This is a genomic window from Nocardioides ganghwensis, from assembly GCF_014779655.1.
GTDB lineage: Bacteria > Actinomycetota > Actinomycetes > Propionibacteriales > Nocardioidaceae > Nocardioides > Nocardioides ganghwensis.
The window spans coordinates 24,973-51,457 of the sequence record NZ_JACXYX010000024.1 but is presented as its reverse complement, the minus strand read 5'-3'; the positions used below and the strand labels follow the sequence as shown (position 1 = coordinate 51,457).

Annotated in this window: 25 protein-coding genes and 3 tRNA genes; 12 read left to right on the top strand and 16 right to left on the bottom strand. The window is 72.6% G+C overall.

From position 1 onward, the window contains the following. Window positions 1-165 precede the first annotated feature (165 nt). A complete protein-coding gene (locus tag IEZ24_RS20430) occupies window positions 166-681 on the top strand; it encodes a gamma carbonic anhydrase family protein (protein ID WP_129456853.1) in 516 nt (171 codons plus the stop codon). Window positions 682-697: 16 nt separating this feature from the next. On the opposite strand, the gene IEZ24_RS20425 is transcribed toward IEZ24_RS20430, so the two are convergent. Further along, entirely contained in the window at window positions 698-1,720 is a 1,023-nt protein-coding gene (locus tag IEZ24_RS20425) for an NADPH:quinone reductase (RefSeq protein WP_129456854.1), read from the bottom strand. 103 nt (window positions 1,721-1,823) lie between these two features. Between IEZ24_RS20425 and IEZ24_RS20420 the strand changes: the two genes are divergently transcribed. Both IEZ24_RS20420 and IEZ24_RS20415 read left to right on the top strand, forming a co-directional pair. Next, entirely contained in the window at window positions 1,824-2,903 is a 1,080-nt protein-coding gene (locus tag IEZ24_RS20420; protein WP_129456855.1) for a phosphatase PAP2 family protein, read from the top strand. Window positions 2,904-2,912: 9 nt separating this feature from the next. Further along, window positions 2,913-3,413: a hypothetical protein gene (locus IEZ24_RS20415; RefSeq protein WP_165356204.1), complete on the top strand. Its 501-nt coding sequence runs from the start codon at window positions 2,913-2,915 to the stop codon at window positions 3,411-3,413. A 45-nt stretch (window positions 3,414-3,458) separates the two neighbouring features. Here the strand turns inward: IEZ24_RS20415 and IEZ24_RS20410 are convergent, their stop codons facing one another. Beyond that, window positions 3,459-4,928, bottom strand: a complete 1,470-nt coding sequence (locus IEZ24_RS20410; protein ID WP_129456856.1) for an NAD(P)/FAD-dependent oxidoreductase — start codon at window positions 4,926-4,928, stop codon at window positions 3,459-3,461. 209 nt (window positions 4,929-5,137) lie between these two features. Between IEZ24_RS20410 and IEZ24_RS20405 the strand changes: the two genes are divergently transcribed. Then, window positions 5,138-6,109: an ATP-binding protein gene (locus tag IEZ24_RS20405; RefSeq protein WP_129456857.1), complete on the top strand. Its 972-nt coding sequence runs from the start codon at window positions 5,138-5,140 to the stop codon at window positions 6,107-6,109. Here the strand turns inward: IEZ24_RS20405 and IEZ24_RS20400 are convergent. The 3 genes from IEZ24_RS20400 to IEZ24_RS20390 all read right to left on the bottom strand — a co-directional run bounded on the left by IEZ24_RS20400 (window position 6,106) and on the right by IEZ24_RS20390 (window position 6,798). Then, window positions 6,106-6,459, bottom strand: coding sequence for a metallopeptidase family protein (locus tag IEZ24_RS20400; protein WP_129456858.1), 354 nt, complete (start codon window positions 6,457-6,459; stop codon window positions 6,106-6,108). The two genes, IEZ24_RS20405 and IEZ24_RS20400, sit on opposite strands and share 4 nt — an antisense overlap. A 97-nt stretch (window positions 6,460-6,556) precedes the next feature. Next, window positions 6,557-6,630, bottom strand: a tRNA-Asp gene (locus IEZ24_RS20395). Between the two features lie 95 nt (window positions 6,631-6,725). After that, a tRNA-Glu gene (locus IEZ24_RS20390) sits at window positions 6,726-6,798 on the bottom strand. A gap of 197 nt (window positions 6,799-6,995) precedes the next feature. Between IEZ24_RS20390 and IEZ24_RS20385 the strand changes: the two genes are divergently transcribed. The 6 genes from IEZ24_RS20385 (at window position 6,996) to IEZ24_RS20360 (ending at window position 12,830) form a co-directional block, all read left to right on the top strand. Then, complete coding sequence (locus IEZ24_RS20385) at window positions 6,996-7,388, top strand: response regulator (RefSeq protein WP_165356205.1); 393 nt, start codon at window positions 6,996-6,998, stop codon at window positions 7,386-7,388. A gap of 229 nt (window positions 7,389-7,617) precedes the next feature. Further along, window positions 7,618-8,733 carry a cytochrome P450 gene (locus IEZ24_RS20380; protein ID WP_129456860.1) on the top strand — a complete coding sequence of 372 codons (1,116 nt, stop codon included), beginning with the start codon at window positions 7,618-7,620 and terminating at the stop codon, window positions 8,731-8,733. Then, a complete protein-coding gene (locus tag IEZ24_RS22490; protein ID WP_129456861.1) occupies window positions 8,691-10,058 on the top strand; it encodes a sensor histidine kinase in 1,368 nt (455 codons plus the stop codon). Before IEZ24_RS20380 ends, IEZ24_RS22490 begins: the two co-directional genes overlap by 43 nt. A 47-nt stretch (window positions 10,059-10,105) precedes the next feature. After that, window positions 10,106-10,179 (top strand) — tRNA-Phe (locus tag IEZ24_RS20370). Between the two features lie 91 nt (window positions 10,180-10,270). Continuing rightward, on the top strand, window positions 10,271-11,602 hold the full coding sequence (locus IEZ24_RS20365; protein WP_129456862.1) for a hypothetical protein: 1,332 nt from the start codon (window positions 10,271-10,273) through the stop codon (window positions 11,600-11,602). 118 nt (window positions 11,603-11,720) lie between these two features. After that, window positions 11,721-12,830, top strand: coding sequence for a Glu/Leu/Phe/Val family dehydrogenase (locus tag IEZ24_RS20360; RefSeq protein ID WP_129456863.1), 1,110 nt, complete (start codon window positions 11,721-11,723; stop codon window positions 12,828-12,830). Window positions 12,831-13,026: 196 nt separating this feature from the next. On the opposite strand, the gene IEZ24_RS20355 is transcribed toward IEZ24_RS20360, so the two are convergent. From IEZ24_RS20355 to IEZ24_RS20310, 10 genes are all read right to left on the bottom strand, one after another. Beyond that, window positions 13,027-13,215, bottom strand: a complete 189-nt coding sequence (locus IEZ24_RS20355) for a DUF3073 domain-containing protein (protein WP_129456864.1) — start codon at window positions 13,213-13,215, stop codon at window positions 13,027-13,029. Window positions 13,216-13,371: 156 nt separating this feature from the next. Then, window positions 13,372-14,451, bottom strand: coding sequence for a phosphoribosylformylglycinamidine cyclo-ligase (purM, locus tag IEZ24_RS20350; protein ID WP_129456865.1), 1,080 nt, complete (start codon window positions 14,449-14,451; stop codon window positions 13,372-13,374). Window positions 14,452-14,475: 24 nt separating this feature from the next. Next, window positions 14,476-16,020, bottom strand: a complete 1,545-nt coding sequence (purF, locus tag IEZ24_RS20345; RefSeq protein ID WP_129456866.1) for an amidophosphoribosyltransferase — start codon at window positions 16,018-16,020, stop codon at window positions 14,476-14,478. A gap of 119 nt (window positions 16,021-16,139) precedes the next feature. Next, a complete protein-coding gene (locus IEZ24_RS20340; RefSeq protein WP_129456867.1) occupies window positions 16,140-17,180 on the bottom strand; it encodes an NAD-dependent epimerase/dehydratase family protein in 1,041 nt (346 codons plus the stop codon). Further along, complete coding sequence (locus IEZ24_RS20335) at window positions 17,180-17,647, bottom strand: SRPBCC family protein (protein WP_129456868.1); 468 nt, start codon at window positions 17,645-17,647, stop codon at window positions 17,180-17,182. Before IEZ24_RS20335 ends, IEZ24_RS20340 begins: the two co-directional genes overlap by 1 nt. A 53-nt stretch (window positions 17,648-17,700) precedes the next feature. After that, the gene (locus tag IEZ24_RS20330) at window positions 17,701-19,050 is read right to left on the bottom strand and encodes a dipeptidase (RefSeq protein WP_129456869.1); all 1,350 of its coding nucleotides are present in this window, start codon (window positions 19,048-19,050) and stop codon (window positions 17,701-17,703) included. A gap of 24 nt (window positions 19,051-19,074) precedes the next feature. Continuing rightward, a complete protein-coding gene (locus tag IEZ24_RS20325) occupies window positions 19,075-19,881 on the bottom strand; it encodes a GNAT family N-acetyltransferase (protein ID WP_129456870.1) in 807 nt (268 codons plus the stop codon). Next, entirely contained in the window at window positions 19,878-20,222 is a 345-nt protein-coding gene (locus IEZ24_RS20320; protein ID WP_129456871.1) for a sterol carrier family protein, read from the bottom strand. The genes IEZ24_RS20325 and IEZ24_RS20320 overlap by 4 nt, the downstream gene beginning before the upstream one ends. 100 nt (window positions 20,223-20,322) lie before the next feature. After that, a complete protein-coding gene (locus IEZ24_RS20315; RefSeq protein ID WP_242498604.1) occupies window positions 20,323-21,027 on the bottom strand; it encodes an alpha/beta hydrolase family protein in 705 nt (234 codons plus the stop codon). A gap of 215 nt (window positions 21,028-21,242) precedes the next feature. Then, window positions 21,243-22,202 carry a helix-turn-helix transcriptional regulator gene (locus IEZ24_RS20310; protein ID WP_207206932.1) on the bottom strand — a complete coding sequence of 320 codons (960 nt, stop codon included), beginning with the start codon at window positions 22,200-22,202 and terminating at the stop codon, window positions 21,243-21,245. A gap of 63 nt (window positions 22,203-22,265) precedes the next feature. Here IEZ24_RS20310 and IEZ24_RS20305 point away from each other — a divergent pair, with 63 nt between their 5' ends. Next, window positions 22,266-23,294 carry an ABC transporter ATP-binding protein gene (locus IEZ24_RS20305; RefSeq protein WP_129456872.1) on the top strand — a complete coding sequence of 343 codons (1,029 nt, stop codon included), beginning with the start codon at window positions 22,266-22,268 and terminating at the stop codon, window positions 23,292-23,294. An 8-nt stretch (window positions 23,295-23,302) separates the two neighbouring features. Beyond that, window positions 23,303-24,043 (top strand): ABC transporter permease, encoded by a 741-nt coding sequence (locus IEZ24_RS20300; protein ID WP_242498605.1) that lies wholly within the window; start codon window positions 23,303-23,305, stop codon window positions 24,041-24,043. A 118-nt stretch (window positions 24,044-24,161) separates the two neighbouring features. On the opposite strand, the gene purL is transcribed toward IEZ24_RS20300, so the two are convergent. Then, on the bottom strand, window positions 24,162-26,477 hold the full coding sequence (gene purL, locus IEZ24_RS20295; protein ID WP_242498606.1) for a phosphoribosylformylglycinamidine synthase subunit PurL: 2,316 nt from the start codon (window positions 26,475-26,477) through the stop codon (window positions 24,162-24,164). Window positions 26,478-26,485 lie beyond the last annotated feature (8 nt).

Genomic DNA, 26,485 nt, shown 5'->3' with positions numbered 1-26,485 from the left:
GAAACGCGACAGCACCGGGGAGGTGAGGGTCAAACGATCCAGCGCGCCGCAACGGCGTCCTAGAGTGACAGCGAGTGTCACCGATCAACCGACATAGATCTGTCACCCATCACCCGAAGGTCTTCAGGCCTACGGCACATCGACCCTCGACACCCTGGAGGCCTTGTGGCGACCGTCCTTCCCTTCGGTGAGCACGCTCCCGTCCTCGCGCCGACCAGCTGGCTGGCCCCCACCGCGACCGTGATCGGTGATGCGGTCGTCGAGGACGACGTCAGCATCTGGTTCGGGGCCGTCGTCCGGGCCGACGGCGCCCGCATCACCGTCGGCGCCCGCAGCAACGTCCAGGACAACTGCGTCTTCCACGCCGACCCGGGCTTCCCCCTCACCCTCGTCTCCGACGTGGCGGTGGGGCACGGCGCGGTGCTGCACGGCTGCACGATCGAGCCCGGCGTGCTGGTCGGCATGGGTGCGGTGGTGATGAACGGCGCGCACATCGGCTCCGGATCGGTCATCGCCGCCGGCGCGGTCGTGCTGGAGGGCATGCAGGTGCCCGAGCGCTCGCTCGTCGCGGGCGTCCCGGCCAAGGTTCGCCGCGAGACGACCGACGAGGAGGTCGCGGCCATCGCCCGCAACGTCGCGGGCTACCGCGAGCGGGCGCAGGCGTACGCCCGACAGGACTGACACACCCGCCGATGCCTCAGGCGTCGGCGACGTCCACCAGCACCTTGCCGACGGCACCGGCCTCGACCGCCGCGTGCGCGTCTGCCGTCTGCTCGAGCGGATAGTGGTGCAGGGGCAGCCCGTGGTCCTCGCCGACCCCGTACGCCCCGGCCGCGACGGCTGCCGTGACGTCCTCGGCCGCTGCCCGCAGCGCCTCGTGGCCGACGGTGTAGAGCAGCACCCACTGGAAGCGCGCGTTGGTGGAGAACGTCTCGCGGACGCTCAGGGTGACCTCGTCGCCACCGTTGTTGGCGTAGATCGCGATCGTCCCGCGGGGCCTGATCAGCGCGACGTCCTTGCGCAGGTTCTGCGCGGGCGACACCTCCACGACGAGGTCGACCCCGTCCGGCGCCAGCTCGCGGACCTCCTCGACGAGGTCGGCCTGCCGGTAGTCGACGACGTGGTGCGCGCCGGCCGCGGTCGCGAGCGCGCCCTTCTCGTCGCTGCTCACCGAGCTGATGACCGTGGCACCGGCCCAGCGGGCGAGCTGGATGGCCGCGTTGCCGACGGCTCCGGCACCACCGGCGACGAGCACGGTGCGCCCGGCGAGGGCGCCGGGAGCGAGCCGCGTCGGACCGCCCTCGGACGTGGTCAGGGCACGATGGGCGGTCACCGCCGGGACGCCGAGCGAGGCACCGAGGTCGTACGACGCGGCGTCGGGCAGCACCGCCACGTTGCCGACCGGCAGGACGACCTGCTCCTGGGCCGTGCCACCGGGACGGGTGTGCTGGGCCAGCATCGTCCAGACCCGGTCGCCCACGGCGAGATCCGTGACGTCGGGTCCGACGGCGTCGACCACGCCCGCGCCGTCCTGGCCCGGCACGATCTCCGGGAAGGCGAGCTCCCCCATGCCTCCGGCGCGGAACTTCCAGTCGGTCGGGTTGACCCCGGCCCGCACGATCCGCACCCGCACCTCCCCGGGCCCGGGCTCCGCGGGCTCCCGCTCGACCAGCTCGAGAACCGATGTGTCACCGCTCTCGGTGTAGACCACAGCTCGCATCACGCCATCCTTCCTCGGGGCCCTGACGTGGACACAGGGGATCCCAGTTTGGTCCGGGCAGACAAACTTCTCTCACTGCCCTCGACCGCGCCACCGGAGCTCCATGTCCACGCCCTCCCCGCTCGACCTCGACGCGTCGGCAGGGAGGCTGTCCGGCGCGGCTCCCACGACGACCCGTCACCCCTACGCGTTCCTCGTGGCCAACGTCGCCCTGATGGGCGCGGTCACCTTCGTCGCCAGCGTGGCCCTCGACCGCCCGGTGGCCGACCCCGAGGGCAGCTTCCTCGGTCCCTCGTGGGTGCGCCTGCCGGTGCTGTGCGCCGCCGCCATCGTCCTCGACCTCCTGCCGCGCGCGCTGTGGCAGGGACGCCTGCACCCGGGCCGTACGGCTGCCGCCGTGCGCGAGCGCGTCCGCACGCACTGGACCCGCGCCCGGCTCCAGCTCGTCCTGATCGGCATCTCGGGCTTCTACGTGGTCTACGTCGCCTACCGCAACCTCAAGTCGCTCCTGCCGCTCGTGCGCGACGACAAGTACGACGCCGAGCTGCGGCTGCTCGACCGGACGCTGCTGCTGGGCAACGACCCGGCGACCCTCCTGCAGGACCTGCTCGGCACCGGAGCGGCGGCGCACGTGCTGTCCGCGGTCTACCTCGCCTACATCCCGCTCGTCGCGATCCTCGTCACCGTCTGGCTCGTGTGGTCGAGGAACATCGGCTACGGCTGGTGGTTCGTGACCGCTCAGGGGATCGCCTGGACGCTCGGCACCGTCTCCTACTACCTGCTGCCCACGCTCGGCCCGGGACTCATGTACCCGTGGCTGACCAGCGACCTGACGCCCACCGGCACCTCCGAGCTGATGGACTCGCTGGTCTACTCACGGCAGGGCTTCCTCTGGGGCGAGGGCGACTACCAGGGCGTGGCCGGCTTCGCGAGCCTGCACACCGCGATCGCGCTGCTGTGGGCGTTGATGGCCCAGCACACCGTGCGCAGCGTGCTCGTGCGGCGGATCTTCTGGCTCAACTTCGCGCTCACCGTCGTGGCCACGCTCTACTTCGGGTGGCACCACATCGCCGACGACGTGGCCGGCGCCGCGATCGCATGGGTGGCGTTCTGGCTGGGTGCCCGGGTGACGGGCCACCGGCTGGGGCGCGCCGTACCACCCGTCGCCCGGTCCGGGACATAACCTCTGCGCGTGACCGCCTCCGACCCCGCGACGCCCTTCAGCGTCGCCTGGGTGAGCATGTCGCTCTACCGCGACGCGACCGGTCCTGATCCCCTGGTCGCGGGCCTGGGCGACCTGGGCGACCTGGGCGACCTGGGCGACCTGGGCGACGTCACGGCCCTGCTGGACGAGCTGGGTGGCACCCGGGTCGAGGTGGACGGCTGGGACGAGGCGCTCGACCTCGCCTGGCAGGAGATCGTCGCCTCACCCGCGGTGCGACCGTGGGTGTCCGACTACGTCGCGGCGCGAGGCGACGAAGGCCTCACGGTGACCTTCAGGGACACCGCGCGCGTGGTCGGTCGACGCGGCTACGGCGACTTCGGCGTCAGCTACCCCGCCGACCTGCTGCTCGCCGGCGCCGACGACAAGGTCGCTGCCATGCGTACGGCCGTCCTGACCGTCCTCGACCGGCACGTGGACCGTCGCTCGCTCGGCGTCCCGCTGCTCAGCGAGGTGTACGCCGGCGCGTGACCGGCCCGCGGCGAGCGGCGCCCGGAGCCACGCCCGGAGGCGACGTCAGCGCTCGGCCGGCACGCCCCGTACGCCGGAGTCGGTGAGCTCCGCCTCGCGCTCGGCGGCGGCCTCGAGCTCCTGACGGCGCGTCTCCTCCATCATGGCGCGCGTCGCGTCGTAGATGCCGGGGTCCGACACGAGGTCGGCGGCACCACGTCGCAGCCGGGCGAGCGCGGCGCGGGCGAAGATCTGCTGCTCGGTCGTGGTGCGCTCGGAACGGGTGTTGCTGATGAAGGTGATCGCCCACCGCATCAGCGCCGAGACCTGGTTCTTGAAGCCGGTGAGGTAGACGAGGTGGACGCCGAGCCACATCAGCCAGGCGACGATGCCGGTGAGGCGGAGCTTGCCGACCATCGCGACGGCCCGGAAGCGGCTGATGATGGCCATCGAGCCCTTGTCGAAGTACTTGAAGGGCTGCTGCGGCGCCTTGCCCTCGAGCCGGTTGGTGATCTCCTTGGCGGCGTACTTCGCGCCCTGGATGGCGACCTGAGCGACGCCGGGCAGGTTGTCGAGGGCGATCATGTCGCCGACCACGAAGACCTCGGGGTGCCCGGGCAGGGTGAGGTCGGGGTTGACCGCGATGCGGCCGGCCCGGTCGAGGGGGGCGCCGGTCTGCTCGGACAGCGTCTTGCCGAGGGGGTTGGCCTGCACGCCGGCGGCCCAGATCTTGGCGACGGAGTTGATCCGCTCGACACGGCCGTCCTTGAACTTCACCTCGAGGCCGCGCTCGTCGACCTCGGTGACCATGCCGCCGAGCATGACCTCGACGCCGAGCTTCTCGAGCTCGCGCTGGGCCTTCTCGCCGAGCTTCGCCCCGAAGGGCGGCAGCACCTGGGGCGCGGCGTCGACGAGCACGACGCGAGCGTGACGCGTGTTGATCGCCCGGAAGTCCTTGCGCAGGGTGTGGTGCGCGAGCTCGGCGATCTGACCGGCCATCTCCACGCCGGTGGGCCCGGCGCCCACGACGACGAAGGTGAGCAGGTGGTCCACGTCGTCGCCACGGGTCGCCCCGAGCTCGGCCATCTCGAAGGCGCCGAAGATGCGACCGCGCAGCTCGAGCGCGTCGTCGATGCTCTTCATGCCGGGGGCGAACTCGGCGAAGTGGTCGTTGCCGAAGTAGGACTGGCTGGCCCCGGCGGCCACGAGGAGGGAGTCGTACGACGTCACGGTCTCGCGGCCGAGCACGCGCGAGGTGACCGTCTTGGCCGTCAGGTCGATCCCGATGACCTCGCCCAGGATCACGCGGGCGTTGTCCTGGCCGCTGAGGACCTCACGGGTCGGCGGAGCGATCTCGCCCTCGGACAGGATGCCGGTCGCGACCTGGTAGAGCAGCGGCTGGAAGAGGTGGTGGGTGGTCTTGGCGATCACCGTGACGTCCACGTCGGCGCGGCGCAGCGCCTTGGTGCCGAACAGGCCGCCGAAGCCGGACCCGATCACGACGACCTTGTGACGGGCTGCCTGCGTCGACGTCATGGATGCTCCTGAGGGTCGTAGGTGCGTCGTGCTCCGCTCAGGCCATTGTCCTCCGGCCCGGAGCGCGGCGCGAAACGCCGGTGGCGTCTGCTTGCTCACACCACTACCCAGACTCCCGAGAAACTATGGTGGTTGTCGAGGTTTGAACCACCTGTGCATGGGCAATGATCGCCCCACTGGACTGTCCACCCCCCTCGAAAAGAGTCCCAGTGCCGCTGAGCTCCGAGTTGACGCTTGCGTCGTCGCCGCGCGCTGCGGCCGACGCGCGGCGTTGGGTCGGCGAGATCTGCCGGCGGCTGGAACGCCCTGACCTCATCGAGTGCGCCGAGCTGGGGGTCTCCGAGCTGGTCGCCAACGCGCTCCTCCACGCCTCCGCCCCCTACAAGGTCCGGGTCCGCGGCACCGCGTCGCACCCGCGCATCGAGGTCGTCGACGGGTCGACCCGGCCGCCGGAGCCGCCCAACCACGTCGACACCGACGAGCTCGACGTGCTGCTCACCTTCGGTCGCGGGCTGTCGATGGTCGCCCAGTGCGCCCAGGCGTGGGGAGCCACGATCGAGTCCGACGGCAAGATCGTCTGGTTCGAGCCGGCGCCCGAGATGAGCGACGCCGGCTCGGTCGAGTGGGTGATCGACCGTCTCGACCCCGCCGCGCCGCCCCCGTCGTCGCCGACCAGCGACGGGACCGTCGAGGTCCACCTGGCAGGGATCGACGTCCCCCTCTTTGTCTCGCTCGACCGCCAGTACAACGAGCTGCGCCGCGAGCTGCGCCTGCTGTCGCTCTCGCACCAGTCCGACTACCCCCTCGCCGGCGACCTCACGGCGATGTTCGCCAACTTCGAGCGTCAGTTCCCCGAGTCGTTCCGCGACCAGATCAACGACGCGGAGGCACGGGGCCTGCCCCGCGTCGACGTCACCGTCCCGATGTCGCGCGAGGCGGGCCCGATCTTCGTGACGATGACGGAGATGTTCGACGTCGCCGACGCGTTCTGCAAGGCCGAGCGGCTGCTGTCGCTCGCCCGTACGCCGCGGCAGCGCGCGCTCCACAACTGGCTGCTCGGCGAGCTCGTCCACCAGCTCGACGGCTCGGGCTCCCGGCCGTGGACCGGCAGCCCGCGGTCGGCGGCGCCGTCCAGGAGCCAGTGGGCCGAGCAGGCCGGCCGCGCGGGGACCGGCGGCTAGCCCCAGCCCAGCTCGTGCAGCCGGCGGTCGTCGAGGCCGAAGTGGTGGGCCACCTCGTGCACGACGGTGATCCGCACCTCGTCCTCGAGGTCCTCGACCGTGTCGGCCATGTCGAGGAGCGGCCCCCGGAAGAGCAGGATGCGGTCGGGCAGCATGCCTGCGTGGTTCGCCGGGCGCTCGGTCAGCGCCAGCCCGTCGTAGAGGCCGAGCAGGTCCGGGTCGTCCTCGGGGGCCTCGGCCTCGACCAGCACGACGACGTTGTCCACCAGCCTGGCCAGCTCGTCCGGCAGCCCGTCGAGCGCGCGCCCGACCATCGCGTCGAACTCGGCGGGGTCCAGGTCGATCGGCATGGCGCCAGCCTAGGAGCGACCGCGAAGCCCCTGGTTCTCCAGCCGAAATGACAGCAGGGCGAGCCTGGTGGCTCGCCCTGCTGTTGTCATGACTCTGCGACCCCGACGGGACTCGAACCCGCGGCCTCCGCCGTGACAGGGCGGCGCGCTAACCAACTGCGCTACGGGGCCAGATGTGTGGTGCTGGGTGTTGCTGGTGAAGCGGGTGGAACTCTAACCCATGGCCTCTGGTGACACCCAATCGGCGTCGACCCCGGGCTGGATCGCACCCCCAACCGGATTCGAACCGGCGCTACCGCCGTGAAAGGGCGGGGTCCTGGGCCGCTAGACGATGGGGGCCAGCTCGTCCCGGGCAGGCCCGGAGGAGCAGCGCCCAGCATAGGGCCAGCGAGCGCCCGCCTCCCAACCCGACGGCGGCGCGCCACGCCCGGGACGTACGCAACGGGAGCCCCGCTGGAATGCGAAACACGCTCACCGGCAGGGCAATTCTGCAAGACCGCAGCGAGTTGCCACCCTCTTTGACTAACCTTGCCTACGTGAGCAGCGAAGGGCGTCACCTGCGCTTCCTCGTCGTCGACGACAACGAGGACATCCGTGATGTCTTCTGCCGTCTCATCGAGCGGGCCGGCCACGACGCCGAGACCGCCGTGGACGGGCAGGAGGCGGTCGAGACGCTGCAGGGCGAGAAGTACGACGTGATGCTCCTCGACCTGACGATGCCGCGCATGACGGGCGTGGACGTGGTGCGGTGGCTGCGCGCGCACCCCGACGTCGCCCCGGAGCTGCGGATCGTGGTCATCTCCGCCTGGGCCGGCGAGCACCGCGCGGTCCTCCAAGAGCTCGGCATCACGACGGTCATGCAGAAGCCGCTGCGTATCCAGCAACTGACCGATCTCATAGCCGAGACACTCCGCGACATGGAGTCCTGAGCCCTTCCCTGAACGCAACACCGGGTGCAGAACTCCGCGGCGTGTCCCTTGTGCGTCTACCTGGCGCACGAACCAACCCACCCTGGAGAACACCATGATGAACCGCATCTTCACCGCCATCGAGCGCAAGCGCGCCGTCAACCACATGCCGTACTCCTGGCGTCCGGCGCCGCCGCGTCGCTGACGCATCGGACGGACCACGACACGTGACCACTCCCCTGTGAGTCACATGGACAGCGTCGAGTCGGCCGGCGGCCAGCTCGGCGCTGTCCTCTCGGCACCGCGGGACGGCGCGGCTGCACTGGGACCCGGGGGGCCGTGGCTGGCCACCAGCCAGGCGCAGGCGCGCCAGGTCCTCACCGACCCGGCGACGTTCGACTTCCCCGGCAACGTCAACCGGACCGGCGACCTGTCGGGCAGCCGCGGCGAGACCCGTTCGGGCCACACCGTCTTCGACCCGGTCCCCCCGGACCAGGTCGCCCGGGGTGTGGCGGTCTTCGACGCCGAGTGGGCCGCCGCCCTCCGAGAGCACGCCCGGAGCGCGCGCGACGAGCCGTACGACGCCATGTCGCTGCTGCGCCGGCCGGTGGCGCGCTCGACCACCGCTGCCGTCCTCCCCGCGCTCGACGACGCGCGCCGGGACATGGTCGCCGACCACGTGCTCGCGTGGATCGACGCCCTCGGTCCCGTCATCGCCGCCCACCGTCGCCCCCGGCGCTGGAGCCGGGTCCGACGGGCGGAGCACGACACCCGCGTCGCGCTGGAGGGCGTCCTCGACGACGCGCTCGCGTGCCTCCCGGGTGAGGACCGCACCTCCCAGCAGGTCGCCACCATGCTGGCCGCCGGCATCCAGGTCCCGATCGCGGCCGGCTCCTTCCTCCTGGCCTGGCTGGCCCAGCACCCGGCACCGGCGACGGACCCGCTCCACGTCGTGTGGGAGACGCTGCGCCTGACCCCGCCCACCTGGCTCACCGCCCGGGTGACGACGAAACCGGTCGAGCTCGGCGGGGCCAGCATCCCCGCCGGCCGGGTGGTGTTCGTCAGCCCCCTGCTCCTCGGGCGGCTGGCCGAGCTGGTGCCGGGCGCCCCCGACACGCTCGCCGACTTCGATCCCGAGCGATGGGAGGACGGGACCCGGCGCCCGGGGGCCTGGCTGCCGTTCGGCGCCGGTCCGCACGCCTGCCCGGGGCGTAGTCTCGGCCTGGCGGTGCTGGTGCGCCTCGCCTCCTGGGGCGCGGACCACGAAATGACGTTGAGCGAGGACGTTCGGATCGACCAGAGTCGGGGCATATACCCCGTGCCGTGCCGGTTCACCGCCACCGCCAGATCGGAGACCTCGCCGTGATCGACCATCCCGCGCTGCAGGACGCGTCGGCCACGGGCCCCACGTCGCCCGCCGCAACCGGGTTGGCGATCTCCCTCCTGGCCGGTGCCATCGGTGTCGACGAAGCCGTCGACCTCGTGGCCCGGCACCTGCTGACCTACGAGCGGGTCGACGTGGTCACTTCGGTGCTCACCAGGTTCCAGCCGGAGGACACCCGCGAGTGGAAGGGCTTGGGCGGTCGCGCCTGGATCCGCGAGTGGGCGGCGCCCGGCGCCGAGGTGAGCGTCGTCCCGCCGCCCGAGGCCGGCCCGGAGGCGGCGCTGACCATGCCGTGGCTCTCGCGCCTCGCGCGCACCGGCCAAGTCGTGGTCATGGTGGACCGCGAGCTCCTGCCCGACGACGCCGCACAGGACCGCACCGAGCTCGCCCGCATCGACATCCGCAGCTTTCTCACCGCGTCCCTCCTCACCCGCGGTGACATGTACGGCAGCCTGTCTGCTGCCAGCAGCGAGGCCGGCCCCTGGCCGGACGCCCTCGTACAGGACTTCAAGCTGCTCAGCGCGGCGATCATCTCCCGCCTCGCCCTGGAGCAGTCCCGCCGCTCGCTCGCCGAGGCGATCGAGGCGGGCACCGAGGCCCAGGTGGCCTACCAGCACTTCTTCGGCTCCGTCGGCCACGAGCTGCGTACGCCGCTGTCGGCGATCCTGGGCTACACCGAGGTGCTCGTCGACGAGGCCGGCCAGACCCCCGAGGACCCCGTCTCCTCCGGGGTGCTCCGCGACGGGCCCGTCATGATGCGCGCCTGCGAGCGGGTGCTCGACGTGGTCGACAGCCTGCTCGGAGCCGGGCGGACCCTCTCGAGCGACGACGAGCGGCAGGACGTCCTGGTCGGGGACGCCGTCGCCGACGTCGCGCACTGGCACCGCACCCCCGCGCAGACGGCGGCCGTCGAGCTGTACATCGACGTCGATCCCGCCGCCACGGTGCGCGCCCACCCGTCGGGCGTACGCCAGGTGCTGACGAGCCTCGTCGGCAACGCCATCGCCCACCACCACCCGCACGGCGGCACCGTGGACCTCTCGACCCAGCGCCTGCTCGGCGAGAGCGGCCAGGAGATGGTGCGGATCATCGTCCGGGACAACGGCCCGGGCCTCACGCCCGAGCAGCTCGAGCACGTCTTCGAGCCGTTCGTCCGTTACGCCGGTCCCGAGGTCCCGGGCAGCGGCCTGGGCCTGTCGATGGCGCGCACGATCGCCGAGCGCGACGGCGGGGCGGTCCGCGGCGAGTCCACGCCCGGAGCGGGCTCGTCGTTCTGGGTGGAGCTCCCCGTGCGCGACCCGTCCTGAGCCGATTCCACCCCTGCCGCCGGGCTCATGTATTCTCGACCCCGCTTGGGCAGGTAGCTCAGTTGGTACGAGCGATCGCCTGAAAAGTGATAGGTCGGCGGTTCGACCCCGCCCCTGCCCACAAGCACAGAAGGGCCCCGATCACGTCCCGATCGGGGCCCTTCTGCTGGTCCACCGCCGACGGCGCCCCCGGCGACCGGGAGGATGGTGCGGTGCTCCCCCGCCTCGAGATCGTCCGCCGGCTGCATCCGGTCGACCTCGTCGCGCCCGGGTCGGTCCACGTCGAGGGGACCACGGGCGGCGTCATCGCGATGCCCGCCGCCGCGCCGTACGTCGCCGCCACCACCGATGCACGCGAACCGACCGGGCTCGCGCTGCACCTGGCCGGCCACCGCATCGGCGCGACCCTCGACGACGGCTCGGTCTTCCTGACGCTCGACGACGGTCAGACGACGACCGAGCTGCGGAGCCGGCGCTTCCACCGCGCCGTCGCTCCGAGCGGGCTCGGGCTGACCCTCACCGGGACCCACGTGACCGCGTGGAGCCACGAAGCGGACGGCTGGGTGGCGCGCGCCCGGCACGACCTGCGCGACGTGGTCGACACCCGGGACGAGCAGGCGCTCGCCGACCTCCGCGTCGAGGTGCCGTCCGGGGGCGGGGTCGGCGGTGGCTTCGGGCAGCTCGGCCTGCGCGACGTACGGTTCGTCACCGCCGAGGACGGTACCCCGCTGCGCACGGACGGCGTGCTGTGGCTGACGGCCACGTCGGCCGGGCCCGGGTTCTTCGACACCGCACACACGAGCGTGTGGCGCCTCGACCCGGCCGCCCTCGAGGTCGAGCACACCGGCGACCTGTTCTTCCGGCGACCCGACCGTCCTGGCGTCTTCGGCGACCACGCCACCCACCTGGTCCGCACCGACGACGGCTGGCTCGTCGCGACGAGCACGTGGGGCGACTTCGAGCAGCCGACCACCCGCGCGGGGCGGCGGGAGCCGGCGGGGCTGCGGGTGACGCTCGCCGAGCAACCGGCCACCGCCGACCTGCTGCGCGGCACCCACGTCCTCGACACGAGGGAGCTCCCGCTGCCGACCGACGGCCTCGCCTCCATCGCCACGTGGGACCCCCACCTGGTGCGCCGCGACGGGCAGTGGCTCGTCGGCTTCGTCAGCGCGCGCCGCTTCTTCGACTTCCACCCCGCGCTCGCGGGAGGCACCCACCTCGACGACCTGCGGTTGCTGGGCGCGGCGACCGACCGCCGCTCGACCGAGGGCACGACCCTCGTCGAGGTCGACGGCCGGATGGTCGTGCTGGCGAGCGACGGCCGCGACTCCCGACGCGGACAGCGCGCCCGCTTCCCGGCGTACGACCTGACGATGGCCGAGATCGGCACGCTCGACGCGCCCTACCCCACCAACCTGCCGTGGCCGACGCTCGCGCGGCTCGACGACGGCTGGCTGATGGTCACCTTCAACGGCCGGCGGACGGGCGGCAAGCTGCTCGGCTACGGCACGCACGGTGCCCTCGTGGTGATGCGGCCAGCGTGATGCGGCGTGCGCGCGCGGGCCGGACTACGCTGAGCGTGACGGCGGTCACCACCCCTCGACCGCGCTGACAAGGTCCGCACACCCCGCGGCCGCACCCACCAGAAAAGGATCAACGAGCATGTCTGGACACCTTGCCCCGTCTGGAGCAGCCAGTTCCGGCGTCGACGTCTTCGAGCTCGGCAGCGAGCACGAGCAGGTCGTCTTCTGCAACGACAGCGCGACCGGCCTCAAGGCCATCGTCGCGATCCACTCCACGGCCCTGGGCCCGGCCCTCGGCGGGACGCGGTTCTACCCCTACGCCTGCACCGACGACGCGATCGTCGACGTCCTCAACCTCTCGCGCGGCATGTCCTACAAGAACGCGCTCGCCGGCCTCGACCTCGGCGGCGGCAAGGCCGTCATCATCGGCGACCCGGCCGAGCTGAAGTCCGAGGCGCTGCTGCGCGCCTACGGCCGCTTCGTCCAGTCGCTCAACGGGCGCTACTTCACCGCGTGCGACGTCGGCACCTTCAGCGAGGACATGGACCACATCGCCCGCGAGTGCGACTTCGTCACCGGCCGCACCGTCGCCCACGGCGGCGCCGGCGACAGCTCGGTGCTGACGGCGTACGGCACCTTCCAGGGCATGCGCGCCGCGGCCGAGCAGGTCTGGGGCGAGCCCACCCTCGCCGGTCGCACCGTCGGCGTCGCCGGCGTCGGCAAGGTCGGTCGCCACCTCGTGCGCCACCTCGTCGAGGACGGCGCCCAGGTCGTCGTGACCGACGTGCACGCCCCGTCGGTCGAGGCGATCCGCGCCCAGTTCCCGCAGGTGCGGGCCGTGGCCTCCACCGACGAGCTGGTCGCGAGCGAGATCGACGTCTACGCCCCGTGCGCGATGGGCGGTGCCATCAGCGACGAGGTCCTCGAGGTGCTGCGCGCCAAGATCATCTGCGGTGCGGCCAACAACCAGCTCGCCCACCCGGGCATCGAGAAGCAGGTCGACGAGCGCGGCATCCTCTACGCCCCCGACTACTGCGTGAACTCCGGCGGCGTCATCCAGGTCGCCGACGAGCTCGAGGGCTTCTCCTTCGAGCGCGCGCAGCAGCGTGCGACGGGGATCTTCGAGACCACCCGCAAGGTGTTCGAGCTCGCCGACGCCGACGGCGTCACCACCGCGGAGGCCGCCGACCGCCTCGCGGAGCGCCGGATGCGCGAGGTCGGCCGCCTGCGCGGCATCCACCTGCGCTGACCGGGCGCTTCCTCACCCTCTCACCACGCCGACCGGGCAGTTCCTCTGCAGGAACTGCCCGGTCGGTGCGTCTGAGCCGGAGGAACTGCCCGGTCGGCGCGCCTGGGCCGCACCCGCGTGCCCCGTCGGCGCGCGTCAGGGCGCGCCGGTAGGCGACGTCACCCGGTGGACCGGGCGGGTGATCGGGTGCGATCAGTCAGTCTGCGCGCCGACGGGGGTCGGCATAGTCCGACCACTCGTCCTCGCTGGGATCGACCTCACTCGTGGAGTGAGAGTCCTCTCCGTGCAGCTCCTTCGCCAGCGCGCCGAAGTCCGTCTCGTGAGTACGGTACTTCAGGTCGCGGGCAACCTTCGTCTGCTTCGCCTTCGCTCGGCCGCGCCCCATAGGGTCGACCCCCTCGCACACTTGGCCGGGGCTGTCGGAGAGCCGCCCGACGCGCCCGGTCTGATCGGTTACATATCGTGGGGACAACGCTACCTGAGCGGTGGGTGTTCCCGCACACCAAGACCCGGCATTTCGCTGGCGAAGTGCCGAAACTCATCACCAACCGGGGTGCTGGCCCTCCAGCAGGACCCGACCGCCCTGGTCGGCGTCGGCCCGCACCTCGCCCGCGACCCAGGCCCGGATGCCGTGGCCCGCGAGCACGGACACGGCGGTGTCGACGGACTCGGGCGCCGTGAGCGAGACCATGCCGACCCCGCAGTTGAGGGTCGCCTCCAGGTCTGCCTGCGAGACGTCGCCGACGCGGCGTACGACGTCGAAGACCGGCTGCGGCGTCCACGTCGAGCGGTCGATGCGCACCGACAGCTCCTCGGGGAGCACCCGCTCGAGGTTGGCCGCGAGGCCGCCGCCGGTGATGTGCGACATGGCGTGGGTCTCGGTGCGGTCGGCGAGGTCGAGGCACGCCTTGGCATAGATGCGGGTCGGCTCGAGCAGCTCCTCGCCGAGGGTGCGACCGAAGTCGTCGACCTGCCGGTCGACGGTCCAGCCGGCCCGCTCGAGGAGGACGTGGCGCACCAGGGAGTAGCCGTTGGAGTGCAGGCCGCTGGCCTCCATCGCGATCACGACGTCGCCGGGGCGTACGCGACCGGGACCGAGCAGCTTGCTGGCCTCCACGACCCCGGTGGTGGCGCCGGCGACGTCGTAGTCGTCGGGGTCGAGCAGGCCGGGGTGCTCGGCGGTCTCGCCGCCGATGAGCGCACAGCCGGCGACGACGCACGCCTCGGCGATGCCCTTGACGATCGCCGCGATGCGCTCGGGGACGACCCGGCCGCACGCGATGTAGTCGGTCATGAAGAGCGGCTCGGCGCCGCACACGACGAGGTCGTCGACGACCATGCCGACCAGGTCGAAGCCGATGGTGTCGTGGACGTCCATCAGCTGCGCGATGGCGACCTTGGTGCCGACCCCGTCGGTCGAGGTCGCGAGCAGCGGTCGCTCGTAGCGAGTGAGGGCCGAGGCGTCGAAGAGCCCCGCGAAGCCGCCCAGCCCGCCGATCATCTCGGGGCGGCGGGCCTTCTCGACCCAGCCCTTCATCAGGTCGATGGCGCGGTCGGCCGCCTCGATCGAGACCCCGGCGGCGGCGTAGGCCCCCTCGGTGCGGGCACTGTGGTCGGTCACGGAGCTCCTCGGAGTGCGTGCGGATCAGGGGTTGTTGAGGACCGGCAGGGCGCGGCCCATCGTCGGCGACTGGAGCGTCGCCTCGAGCAGGTGCTTGCCGAGCAGGCTCTCGTCGGGCAGCTCGACGGGGTACGCGCCGGTGAAGCAGGCCGTGCACAGCCGCTCGGCGGTCTGGCTCGTCGCCTCGATCATGCCCTCGAGCGAGATGTAGCCGAGGGTGTCGGCGCCGACGCTCGCGGCGATCTCCTCGGGCGTGAGCCCGTTGGCGATGAGCTCGGCGCGGGTGGCGAAGTCGATGCCGTAGAAGCACGGCCACTTCACCGGCGGGCTGGAGATGCGTACGTGCACCTCGAGCGCGCCTGCCTCGCGGAGCATCCGGACCTGGGCGCGCTGGGTGTTGCCGCGCACGATCGAGTCGTCGACCACGACGATGCGCTTGCCGCGGATCATGTGCTCGAGCGCGTTGAGCTTGAGCCGGATGCCGAGCTGGCGCAGCGTCTGGCTGGGCTGGATGAACGTGCGGCCGACGTAGGCGTTCTTGACGAAGCCCTGACCGAACGGGATGCCGGACTCGGCGGCGTAGCCGGACGCCGCGGGCGTGCCGGACTCCGGCACCGGCATGACCAGGTCGGCGTCGACGGGGAACTCGCGGGCCAGGCGACGGCCCATCTCGACGCGCGCCTCGTGGACGTTGCGGCCGCTGATGGTGGCGTCGGGACGGGCGAGGTAGACGTACTCGAAGACGCAGCCCTTGCGGTCGGGCTCGGCGAAGGTGTGCGAGCGGAGACCGTTCTCGTCGATGACGATCATCTCGCCGGGCTCGACCTCGCGCACCACGCTCGCGCCGATGGTGGCCAGCGCGGCGTCCTCGCTGGCCACGACCCAGCCACGGTCGAGCCGGCCGAGGACGAGCGGGCGGATGCCCTGGGGGTCGCGCGCGGCGTAGAGGGTGTGCTCGTTCATCCAGACGAAGCAGAAGGCCCCTCGCAGCAGCGGCAGGACCTCCAGCGCACGCTGCTCGAGCGTGGTGTCCGGGTGGTGCGCCAGCAGAGCGGTGACGAGGCCGGTGTCGTTGGTGGAGGTCTCGACGTCGCGGGCCTGCAGGGGCAGCTCGCCGTCGGGGTCGGGGAGCGCCGCGACCATCTCGCGCAGCTCGTGGGTGTTGATCAGGTTGCCGTTGTGGCCCAGCGCGATCGACCCGTCGACGGTGGGCCGGAAGGTCGGCTGGGCGTTCTGCCACGTGCTCGCGCCGGTGGTCGAGTAGCGCGAGTGGCCGATGGCGAGGTGGCCCTTGAGCGAGTCGAGGGTCGACTCGTCGAAGACCTGCGAGACCAGGCCCATGTCCTTGTAGACCAGGATCTGCCGGCCGTTGCTGACCGCTATGCCGGCGGACTCCTGGCCGCGGTGCTGCAGCGCGTAGAGGCCGAAGTAGGTCAGCTTGGCGACGTCCTCGCCCGGGGCCCAGACACCGAAGACGCCGCAGGCGTCCTGCGGGCCCTGGTCCTGGGGGTCGAGTGCCGTGGTCAGACGGCCGTCGCCGCCCGTCCGCCTGCTCGTCTGGTAGGGCACGACCCGCAGTCTACGGGCGGTCGGCGTGATCGCCGTACTCGCGCCCAGCGGCCGATATCTGAGGACGAGGTGGACGGTTCGCCACCCGATCCACGTCCGTCACGTCCCCAGATACCGGCTCAGGCGCCGGGGAGGAGCGTTCGTACGCGGTGGAGCGCGAGACGGGCGGCCGTCCTGCCCGCGGCCGGCAGGGGGAGGACGTCGAGCAGCGGGTTGCCGCGCGCCCAGGCGGGGTCGGACGGCAGGGCACCCTCGGGGCCGGCGTACAGGGGGGTGAGCGCACGGCGTACGGCCTCCTCGACGCCGACGAGCGGACCGCCGGAGCGCGGCTGCCACGTGTGCCCGGGCCGGCACACCATGTCGTGGTGGAGGGACTCGATCAGGGCCGTCACGGTGTGGAACGGCGCCGTCGTCGCCAGGGCGGTCGCGAGCCCGACCAGTCCGGTCGGCGCGACCGGCGCGGGGACCCGGAGCCGGGACAGGCCCGCCTCGCCGCCCACCACCTGCATCAGGTCGGGGTAGGCGACGACGTCGGGGCCGCCGACGTCGACCGCTCCGCGCGGACCGTCCTCGGCGAGCGCGTCGTCGATCGCGCGCAGCACGTCGGAGACTGCCACCGGCTGCACGCTGCTGCGCATCCAGGTCGGCACGGGCTGCACGAGGAACAGGGTCGCGACCTGCCGGATGATCTCGAAGGACGTCGACCCGGCGCCGATCACGACCCCCGCCCGCAACGCCACGGCCTCGTCGGTGGATCCCAGGAGGATGCGCTCCACCTCGAGCCGCGAGGAGATGTGGGCCGACAGGTCGGTCTCGGGGACGTCGGGGACCAGCCCGGAGAGATAGACGACGCGGCGTACGCCGGACTCCCGCACCACGGCCGCCACCGTCTCGGCACCCACGCGGTCACGGTCGGAGAAGTCGCTGCGGTCGAGGGAGTGCACGAGGTAGACGACGGCGTCGACGCCGTCGACCGCCGCGAGGACGGCGGCGGGGTCGGTCACGTCGCACCGGATCGCGTGGACGCGTTCGTCCCAGCCGAAGCGGTCCGGGCGCGGCTCGGACGACGAGGCGGCCACCACGTCGTGGCCGTGCTCGAGGAGGTGCGGCACCAGCCGGGAGCCGACGTAGCCCGTGGCTCCCAGGACGAGGACCCGCATCACGCCTCGCCGAGGTGCTTGAGGAGGTTGCGCGAGAACACCGCGCCCATGTGCTTGACCACGCCGGCCATCACCCGCTCGACCGCCGGGCGGGCGAGCCCGGGCAGCGGCAGCCGGGCGCTGATCTCCAGGTCGATGCTCACGTCGGTGCCGCCACCGGGGTGGTCCGCCAGCTCGTAGGTGCCCTCGACGGCCGTCATCTCGTCGGAGCGCGCGGGGTCGTGGTGGAACCTGATCCGCTCCTCCGGCTCGAACTCCATCACCTCGGTGAAGTGGGGCGCGACCGAGACGTGCAGCACGGGGATGGTGCCCATCCGCCACGTCCAGCGGTCGCCGTCCACGTCGATCGAGGTGACGTACGGAGTGATCTTCGCGATCAGGTCCGCGTCGGTCAGGGCCGCCCAGACCTCGCTGCGCGGCGAGCGGAGCACCGCCGAGGAACGGTCGCGGGCACGGAAGGTCGCCATGCCCGCCACGCTACCGACGGTCCCCAGCAGACGGGCTCACCCGCCTGAGCGGCTCAGCCCCGGGCCAGCTCACCCAGGTTGCGCAGCAGCAACGCCTCGGCCTTGACGACCTTCTCGAACTCTGCGAGGTGCAGGCCCTCGTTGGCGCCGTGGGCGCGGGTGTCGGGGTCCTCCACGCCGGTCACCAGGACGCTCGCCTGGGGGAAGGCCTCGAGGAACTCGGCGATGAACGGGATCGACCCGCCGACACCCATGTCGACGGGCGCGGTGCCGTCCCAGGCCTCGGCGAACGCGGCGCGCGCGGCGTCGTAGGCCGGCCCGCTGGCGTCGATCTGGGTGGCCTCGCCGGTGTCGACGACCGTCGTGGTGAGGGTGGCTCCCCACGGGGTGTGCTTCTCGAGGTGGGCCTGGAGGCACTGGACCGCGTTGGCGGTGGTGTCGCCCGGGGCGATGCGCATGCTGATGCGGCAGCGCGCGGCGGGGACCAGCGTGTTGGACGCACCCTCGACCTTGGGGGCGTCGAGGCCGGTGATGCTGATCGACGGCTTGGTCCAGAGTCGCTCGACGACCGAGCCGGAGCCGATCCACTCGATGCCCTCGGCGGCGCCGGACTCGGCGCGCAGGCGGGCCTCGGGGTACTCGACGTCGGCGGCGGGCCCCGAGTGCAGGCCCTCGACGGCGACGTTGCCGGCGTCGTCGTTGAGGCTGGCGATGAGACGGCTCAGCGTCATGATCGAGTCGGGGACGAGGCCGCCCCACATGCCGCTGTGCACGGCGTGGGTGAGCGTACGGACCTCGACGTCCATCCGGACGAGGCCGCGCAGGCTCGTGGTGAGGGCCGGCTCGCCGATGTCCCAGTTGCCGGAGTCGGCGATGACGATGACGTCGGCCTCGAGGCGGTCCTTGTAGGTCTGGAGCAGCTCGACGAGGGTGTCGGAGCCGACCTCCTCCTCCCCCTCGATGAACATCACCAGGTTCACCGGCAGCTCGTCGCCGAAGATCCGGACCGCGCCGAGGTGGGCGGCGATGCCGGCCTTGTCGTCGGCGGCGCCGCGGCCGTAGAGGCGGTCGCCACGCTCGGTGGGCTCCCACGGCGGGGAGTCCCAGTCGGCGTGGTCGTTCTCGGGCTGGACGTCGTGGTGGGCGTAGAGCAGGACCGTCGGCGCCCCCTCGGGCCCGGCCTTCTTCGCGATCACGGCGGGCGGGGCGCCGTCGTACGCGCGGACGATCTCGCACTCGAAGCCCTCCGCAGCGAACAGGTCGCGGGTGGCCTCGGCGCTGCGCTCGACCTCGCCGGCGCGGGCGGGGTCGGCGGAGACGGACTCGATGCGGACGAGGTCCTCGAGGTCGCGGCGGATGCCGGGCATGACCTCGGCGAGACGAGCGGCGATGTCGACAGTCATGGCCGACACCCTAGGACTCGGGTCTCAGCCGCCCGACGACGCCCACTCCCCGCTCCGCATCTCCATCATCAGCTGCTGCTCGTGCTCGGCGAACCCGAGTCGGCGGTAGACCCCGATCGCCTCGCCGTCGGTGTCGGCGACGATCACGAGCGTGCGGACGCCGAGCCTGTCGAGGGCGTACCGGCCGGCGGCGTGCACCACGGCGGCCGCGAGCCCCTGGCGGCGGTGCTCGGGGTGGGTCTCGACGCTCTGGAAGCGGGCGACGCCGTCCTCGGTGACGAAGACCCCGGCCGTCGAGACGACGGCGCCGTCGACGAAGGCGCCGAAGCGCTGGCCGCGGCCGCCATCGACGAGGCGGCGCTCCTGGGCGTTCTTCTGGCGTGCGAACCTCATGAACACCTCCTCGGTCGGCCGGGCGTCGACGTGGCGGCTGAGCCGGGCGCGGGCCTCCCAGTCCTCGTCGCTGTCGAGCGCGCGGACCTCGGCCTCGACTTCGCGGGGCGGCTGCAGGCTCGCGGCGGTCAGGACGGTAGCGACGTCGACGGCCAGGCCGGCGGCCTCGAACGCCGCGCGGGCCTCGTCCGTCAGCTCGGGGCTGTCGATGCCGATGCTGACGTGGTCGGCCAGCGGGAACTCGGTGCGGAACGCCCCCACGACCTCCTTCTCGCCGCCGGGCACGGGCGGCGAGGCGAGGAGGAGGAAGTTGCCCCAGAAGTAGGACGGGTTGTCCGGCGACCGCACGACGAGGTGGGTGCCCCGGTCCTCCACGATGCTGCCGGAGGCGGTCAGCAGCGCCAGGTCGGTGCGGAAGCCGAGGGAGCTCACGTTCATGTGGCGGAGAGTAACGGCAGGTACGGCGACAGGTCCGTGCGCTCCCCGCTCGCGACCACCGCACCCGAGTCGATCGCCTCGGCCCACGTCGTACGCCCGGTGGCGAGCGCCAGCCAGGTGTCGGCGTCGGTCTCGACGACGGCCGGCGGGGTCCCGCGGGTGTGGCGCACGCCGGGCACCACCTGGACGGCCGCGTGGGGCGGCACCCGGACCTCGACCGAGCGGCCGGGGGCGCGCTGCTCCAGGACCGCGAGGTAGTGCTTGACCAGCGCCCTGGCGTCGCCCTCGTCGTGGGCGGTGGCGAGCTGGGCGGAGGTGAGGACCTTGAGGCGTGCTGGCACGTCACGAGGCTAGACCGACACCGTGCAGGCAGTTCGCGTCAGGGCGGCGACCGCTGAGCGTGGGGCCGCGGGCGCGGAGGGCGAACTGCCTGCATGGTGCTCACCCGATGGCGTCGAGGACCTCGAGCTGCGCCGCCCAGGCGTCGCTGTCGGGGTCGATGACGCCGAAGTGGCCCCCGGTGACCTCGACGAGCGTGGCCTCGGCGCCGGCGGCCGTGGCGGCGTCGACGTAGGCCTCCGCCTGGGCGAACGGCACCGTGTCGTCGTCGGGCGCGTGGACCGCCCACACAGGCACGTCGAGCGGGATCTGCTGCTGGGGGTCCCACTGGGCGTCCCCGGCCCCGGCCGGGTGGCCCAGGAGCGCGGCCGCCGCACCGCCGCCGAGTCCGGCCCGGTCGGAGGCGACGAGGTCGAGGACCCCCGCCTGCGAGATCGCGTGGGTGACGCGTACTCCGGGGTCGGGGCGCCCGGCCGCCCAGACCGCGAGGTGGCCGCCCGCGGAGTGGCCCAGGGTGACGACGGTGGACAGGTCGAGGCCGTCGACGTCGGCCAGCGCGTCGATGGCCGCGGCGACGTCGTCGAAGGTCTCCGGGGTCCCGCCGCCGTTGCCGACCCGGCGGTACTCGATGTTCCACGCGGTCCAGCCCCGCTCGGCCAGCGCGCGCGCCAGGGGCGTGCCCAGGGTGTGGTCGTAGGCGGACTTCCAGAAGCCGCCGTGGATGACGACGACCACGCCGCGCGAGGCGGTGGAGGGTCGGTGGAGCTCGACGAGCTGGGACGGGTCGTCGCCGTAGGTGATCCGCACGGCACCATCCTGCCCGGCACCTTGGCTCACCCCGTGAGCCCGGCCCGGAGTCGGCGCCCGGGAGCACGCGCTCAACACCGCGCACGGGACCAGTCCGAGGGCGGGCAGCGCGAGGAACGTACGGCGGCGCACGCCGGTGGTTCGGAGCCGAGGGGAGGACGGCTCGGTGACCGGCACCAGACTCACTCCCCCGTGGCGTCCCCCTCCTCGTGCCGCTAGCTGGCGGCCCGTCCGACGCGCGAGAACCGGGCGCCGACCTCGGCGACCTTCTCGGCCAGCTCGGGCGGCGACTCGACGACGAGCTCCGCGCCCGAGCCGGCCAGCACCATGACGGGCCAGTCGAGGTCGTCGACGTTCATCTCGAGCACGCACCCCTCGCCGTCCTCGGTGACGGTCCCCCAGCGACCGACGCCGGCGGCCAGGTCGTCGGCCGCCATCGCCACGCGGACGCGTACGGCGTAGCGCTGGGGCATGCGGCGGATGCCCTGCTGCACGAAGGCGAGGGCGTCCTCGGCGGGCAGGTCGCGCGCCCGGAACCGCTGGCCGGTGGGCTCCGGGGCGGTGATCCGGTCGAGGCGGAAGCTGCGCCAGTCGGCCCGGTCGCGGTCGTACGCCACGAGGTACCACCGGCGGCCGAGCGAGACCAGGCGCAGCGGCTCGACCCGGCGGTGGGTGACCTCGGCCTCGCGCGCGGTGTAGTCGAAGCGGAGCACCTCGCTGTCGCGGCAGGCCTGGGCGAGGGTGGTGAGGACCGCGGCGTCGACGACCGGTGCGCCCTCCCACGGCCCCGGGGAGTCGGTCTGGCTGGCGACGGCGTCCATCTGGCGCCGCAACCGCGGCGGCATGAGGGAGAGGACCTTGGAGAGGGCCTGGACCGACCAGTCGTCGGTGCCCGAGACCGCCGACGTGGCCGCCGTCCGCAGCCCGACGGCGATCGCGACGGCCTCCTCGTCCTCGAGGAGCAGCGGCGGCAGCGAGCCCCCGGCCCGCAGCTGGTAGCCGCCGGCCGCACCGCGTACGGCGTCGACGGTGTAGCCGAGCTCGCGCAGCCGGTCCACGTCGCGGCGCAGCGTCCGCGCGCTCACCTCGAGCCGCTCGGACAGCTCCGGGCCCGGCCAGTAGCGGTGGGTCTGGAGCAGGGACAGCAGCCGCAGCATCCGCTCGCTCGTGCTCATGCCGTCCAGAATAGTTCTCCATGCGGTCAGGAACTGACCTGATTGCTTCCTAGCGTCTGTTCCATGACCCATCACCAGCACTCAGGACCGGCGATCGTGACCCGTGGCCTCACCCGCCACTTCACCTCGCGCAAGCAGACCGTCGAGGCCGTCCAGGGCCTCGACCTCGAGATCGGGCAGGGCGAGCTCGTCGCCTTCCTCGGACCCAACGGGGCCGGCAAGTCGACGACGCTGCGCATGCTCACCACCCTCATCCCGCCCACGTCCGGCTCGGCGAGCGTCGCCGGGCACGACGTGGTCACCGGCCAGCGGGACGTACGCCACGCGATCGGCTTCGTCGGCCAGGGCAACGGCGCGGGCCACCGCCAGCTCGGCCGGGACGAGCTGGTCAGCCAGGGGCGGGCGCACGGCCTGTCCCGCGCCGACGCGCACCGACGGGCGGCGCAGCTGGTCGAGGACCTCGACCTCGCCGCGGTCGCCGACCGCAAGGTGTCCTCGCTCTCCGGCGGCCAGCGCCGACGGCTCGACATCGCGATGGGGCTCGTGCACCTGCCGCGCGTGCTGTTCCTCGACGAGCCGTCGACCGGGCTCGACCCGCAGAACCGGGCCAACCTGCAGCAGCTCATCCAGCGGCTGCACGCCGAAAGCGGCAGCACGGTCGTGCTGACCACCCACTACCTCGAGGAGGCCGACGCCCTCGCCGGCCGTGTGATCGTGGTCGACCACGGCAGGGTGATCGCCGACGACACCGCGGCCCGACTCAAGAGCGGGCTCGGCGACCTCGTGCGACTGGGCTTCGGCTCGGCGGCCGACGCCGCGCGCGCCGCCGCCCGGCTGGAGCGCGTGCCCGACTCGCGCGTCGACGTGGACGAGACCTCGGTCGACCTGCGGGTCAAGGACGGGTCCACCCTCGTCGGCGAGGTGCTTGCCGACCTGGCTGCGGACGGCGTACCTCCGACCCGGGTGGAGGTCGCCCGGCCGACGCTCGACGACGTCTTCCTCGACCTGACCGGTCGCAGCCTGCGCGAGGCGCAGTCCACCGAGTCCCCCACCGACGAGTCCACCCGCACCGAGAGCGAGGTCGCAGCATGAGCACCTTCGTGTCAGACACCCTGAACGTGATGAACCGCGAGCTCAAGCCCGTGTGGCGCGAGCCGATGGCGGTGGTGTTCGCGATGATCCAGCCGCTGGTCTTCCTCGGCCTCTTCGCGCCCCTGCTGCCGGAGATGGCCACCGGCGGCGGCTCCGCGCTCCAGTGGTTCGTGCCCGGCATCGTCGCGATGACCGCGCTGATGGGGGCGTCGTTCACCGGCGCGAACCTGATGGAGGAGATGCAGTCCGGCTCGCACGAGCGGCAGCTGGTCTCCCCGCTCGGCCGCCCGGCCCTGCTCGTCGGCCGCGCCCTCAAGGAGGTCGTACCGATGCTGATGCAGGTCGCGATCATCGTCGCGGTCGTGACGCCCTTCAGCTTCGACCTGCACCTCGGCGGCGTCCTGGCCGCGGCGGCGCTGCTGTCGGTGTTCAGCGTCGGCGTCGGTGCCCTGTCCTTCGCGCTGGCGCTCGCATCGAAGGGCGAGGACTGGATGTTCTGGACCATCCAGCAGACGCTGCTCTTCCCGGCCCTGCTGACCGCCGGCGTGCTGCTCCCGATCGACGGCGCGCCCCGCTGGCTCGAGGTCGTGTCGATGCTCAACCCGATGACCTACGTCGTCGATGCGGCTCGCGCGCTGTTCGCCGGCACCTGGCCCGCCGACGTGATCCTCCAGGGCGCCGCCGGAGCGGCGATCGTGGCGGCCGTCGGCCTGCTCGTCGGCGTACGCGCGATGCGGCGCTCGAGCTGAGGCGCTGACCCCCGCTGGTCGAGCGGGGCGCCCTGGCGCCCGTGCCGAAGCCGAGGTCACGGTCGTGGCCTCGGCTTCGACACGCTCGCTTCGCTCGCTGCTCGACCAGCGGCGGGTGTCAGGAGCCGAGGACCGCGGGCATGGTCGCGCGCCAGGCCGCCTTGGCCTCGGCGACGGGGAGGTCGAAGGCGCCCTCGACGGAGATGGTGCCGCCGCCGGTGCGCCCGAGGGGCGTCACCGGTACGCCGTGGCGCTGGGCGAGCGCGACCAGCGCGTCGGCGTGCTCGTCGGTCACCGTCACCAGGGCGCGGGCGGTGGACTCGGAGAAGAGCGCGACGAAGGCGTCGTCCGCGACCGCGTCGAGGGACACCGAGACACCGATGTCGCGGGTGAAGGTCGACTCGGTGAGCGCCTGGGCGAGGCCGCCGTCGGAGAGGTCGTGGGCGCTGGTGAGCACGCCGTCGCGGGCGGCGTCCTGCAGCAGCGACGCGAGCGCCTGCTCGGCGGCGAGGTCGAGCCTCGGCGGCAGGCCGCCGAGGTGGCCGTGCACGACGTGGGCCCACTCGGAGCCGGAGAGCTCCTCGCGGGTCTCGCCGAGCAGGAAGACCCGCTCGTCCTCGGCGACGAAGCCGGTGGGCGTACGCCGGGTGACGTCGTCGATCACGCCGAGGACGGCGACCACGGGGGTCGGCAGGATCGCCGTCTCGCCGGTCTGGTTGTAGAGGCTGACGTTGCCGCCGGTGACCGGGATGCCGAGCTCGAGGCAGGCGTCCTTGAGGCCGCGGCACGCCTCGGCGAACTGCCACATCACGTCCGGGTCCTCGGGCGAGCCGAAGTTGAGGCAGTCGGAGACCGCCAGCGGGCGGGCGCCACCGGTGGCGACGTTGCGGAACGACTCGGCCAGCGCGAGCTGGGCCCCGGCGTAGGGGTCGAGCTTGGCGAAGCGACCGTTGCAGTCGGTGGAGACCGAGACGCCGAGGTTGGTCGCGGGGTCGACGCGGACCATGCCGGAGTCGGACGGCTGCGCGAGGACGGTGTTGCCCTGGACGTAGCGGTCGTACTGGTCGGTGATCCACGACTTGTCGCACAGGTTGGGCGAGGCGACGAGGCGCAGCAGGGTCTCGCGCAGCTCCTCGCCGGACGCCGGCCGGGCCAGGGCCTCGGCGCCGTCGGCCTGCAGCGCGTCCTGCCAGTCCGGGCGGGCGTACGGGCGCTGGTAGGTCGGGCCGTCGTGGGCCACGGAACGCGGCGGCACGTCGACGACGCGCTCGCCGTGCCAGTCGATGTGGAGGCGACCGGAGTCGGTGACCTCGCCGATGACCACGGCCTCGACGTCCCACTTCTCGCAGATGGCCATGAAGGCCTCGACGTCGGCGGGCTCGACGACGGCCATCATCCGCTCCTGCGACTCGCTCATGAGGATCTCCTCGGGAGCGAGCGTGGAGTCGCGCAAGGGCACCCGGTCGAGCTCGACGTGCATGCCGCCGTCACCGGCCGAGGCCAGCTCGGAGGTCGCGCAGGAGAGCCCGGCACCGCCGAGGTCCTGGATGCCGGCGATCACGCCGGCGGCGAAGAGCTCGAGGGTGCACTCGATGAGCAGCTTCTCCATGAACGGGTCGCCGACCTGCACGCTCGGCCGCTTGGCGGGGCCCGTCTCGTCGAAGGTCTCCGAGGCCAGCACCGAGACGCCGCCGATGCCGTCGCCGCCCGTACGCGCGCCGTAGAGCACCACCTGGTTGCCGGCGCCGGAGGCCTTGGCGAGGTGGAGGTCCTCGTGGCGGAGCACGCCGACGCACAGCGCGTTGACGAGCGGGTTGCCGGCGTAGGTCTCGTCGAAGACGGCCTCGCCGCCGATGTTGGGCAGGCCGAGGCAGTTGCCGTAGCCGCCGACGCCGGCCACGATCCCGGGCAGCACGCGCGCGGTGTCAGCGGCCTCGAGCGGGCCGAAGCGCAGCGGGTCCATCACCGCGACCGGGCGGGCACCCATCGCGAGGATGTCGCGGACGATGCCGCCGACTCCCGTGGCCGCGCCCTGGTAGGGCTCGACGAAGGACGGGTGGTTGTGGCTCTCGACCTTGAAGGTCACCGCGTAGCCCTGGCCGATGTCGAGCACGCCGGCGTTCTCACCGATGCCCGCGAGCATCTTGCCGACCGGCGTCTCCTGCGGGATCTCGCCGAACTGCTTGAGGTGCACCTTGGTGGACTTGTAGGAGCAGTGCTCGCTCCACATGACCGAGTACATCGCCAGCTCCGAGCTCGTCGGTCGACGGCCGAGGATCTCGCGGATCCGGGCGTACTCGTCGGCTTTCAGCCCGAGGTCGGCCCACGGCTGCTCCCGCTCGGCGTCGGCGGCTGCGAGTGCCACCGTGTCGAGGGTGCCGGTCGCGCCGGAGGTCGTCAGGGAGGCGGTCTGCGGGGCGCTCGTCTCGGGCACGACGCCAA

Coding starts and splice junctions, on each gene's coding strand:
- IEZ24_RS20425 (WP_129456854.1), bottom strand. CDS start 1,720: ATGCGAGCTGTGGTCTACACCGAGAGCGGTGACACATCGGTTCTCGAG.
- IEZ24_RS20420 (WP_129456855.1), top strand. CDS start 1,824: ATGTCCACGCCCTCCCCGCTCGACCTCGACGCGTCGGCAGGGAGGCTG.
- IEZ24_RS20410 (WP_129456856.1), bottom strand. CDS start 4,928: ATGACGTCGACGCAGGCAGCCCGTCACAAGGTCGTCGTGATCGGGTCC.
- IEZ24_RS20400 (WP_129456858.1), bottom strand. CDS start 6,459: ATGCCGATCGACCTGGACCCCGCCGAGTTCGACGCGATGGTCGGGCGC.
- IEZ24_RS20380 (WP_129456860.1), top strand. CDS start 7,618: ATGGACAGCGTCGAGTCGGCCGGCGGCCAGCTCGGCGCTGTCCTCTCG.
- IEZ24_RS20360 (WP_129456863.1), top strand. CDS start 11,721: ATGTCTGGACACCTTGCCCCGTCTGGAGCAGCCAGTTCCGGCGTCGAC.
- IEZ24_RS20355 (WP_129456864.1), bottom strand. CDS start 13,215: ATGGGGCGCGGCCGAGCGAAGGCGAAGCAGACGAAGGTTGCCCGCGAC.
- IEZ24_RS20340 (WP_129456867.1), bottom strand. CDS start 17,180: ATGCGGGTCCTCGTCCTGGGAGCCACGGGCTACGTCGGCTCCCGGCTG.
- IEZ24_RS20335 (WP_129456868.1), bottom strand. CDS start 17,647: ATGGCGACCTTCCGTGCCCGCGACCGTTCCTCGGCGGTGCTCCGCTCG.
- IEZ24_RS20330 (WP_129456869.1), bottom strand. CDS start 19,050: ATGACTGTCGACATCGCCGCTCGTCTCGCCGAGGTCATGCCCGGCATC.
- IEZ24_RS20325 (WP_129456870.1), bottom strand. CDS start 19,881: ATGAACGTGAGCTCCCTCGGCTTCCGCACCGACCTGGCGCTGCTGACC.
- IEZ24_RS20310 (WP_207206932.1), bottom strand. CDS start 22,202: ATGAGCACGAGCGAGCGGATGCTGCGGCTGCTGTCCCTGCTCCAGACC.
- IEZ24_RS20305 (WP_129456872.1), top strand. CDS start 22,266: ATGACCCATCACCAGCACTCAGGACCGGCGATCGTGACCCGTGGCCTC.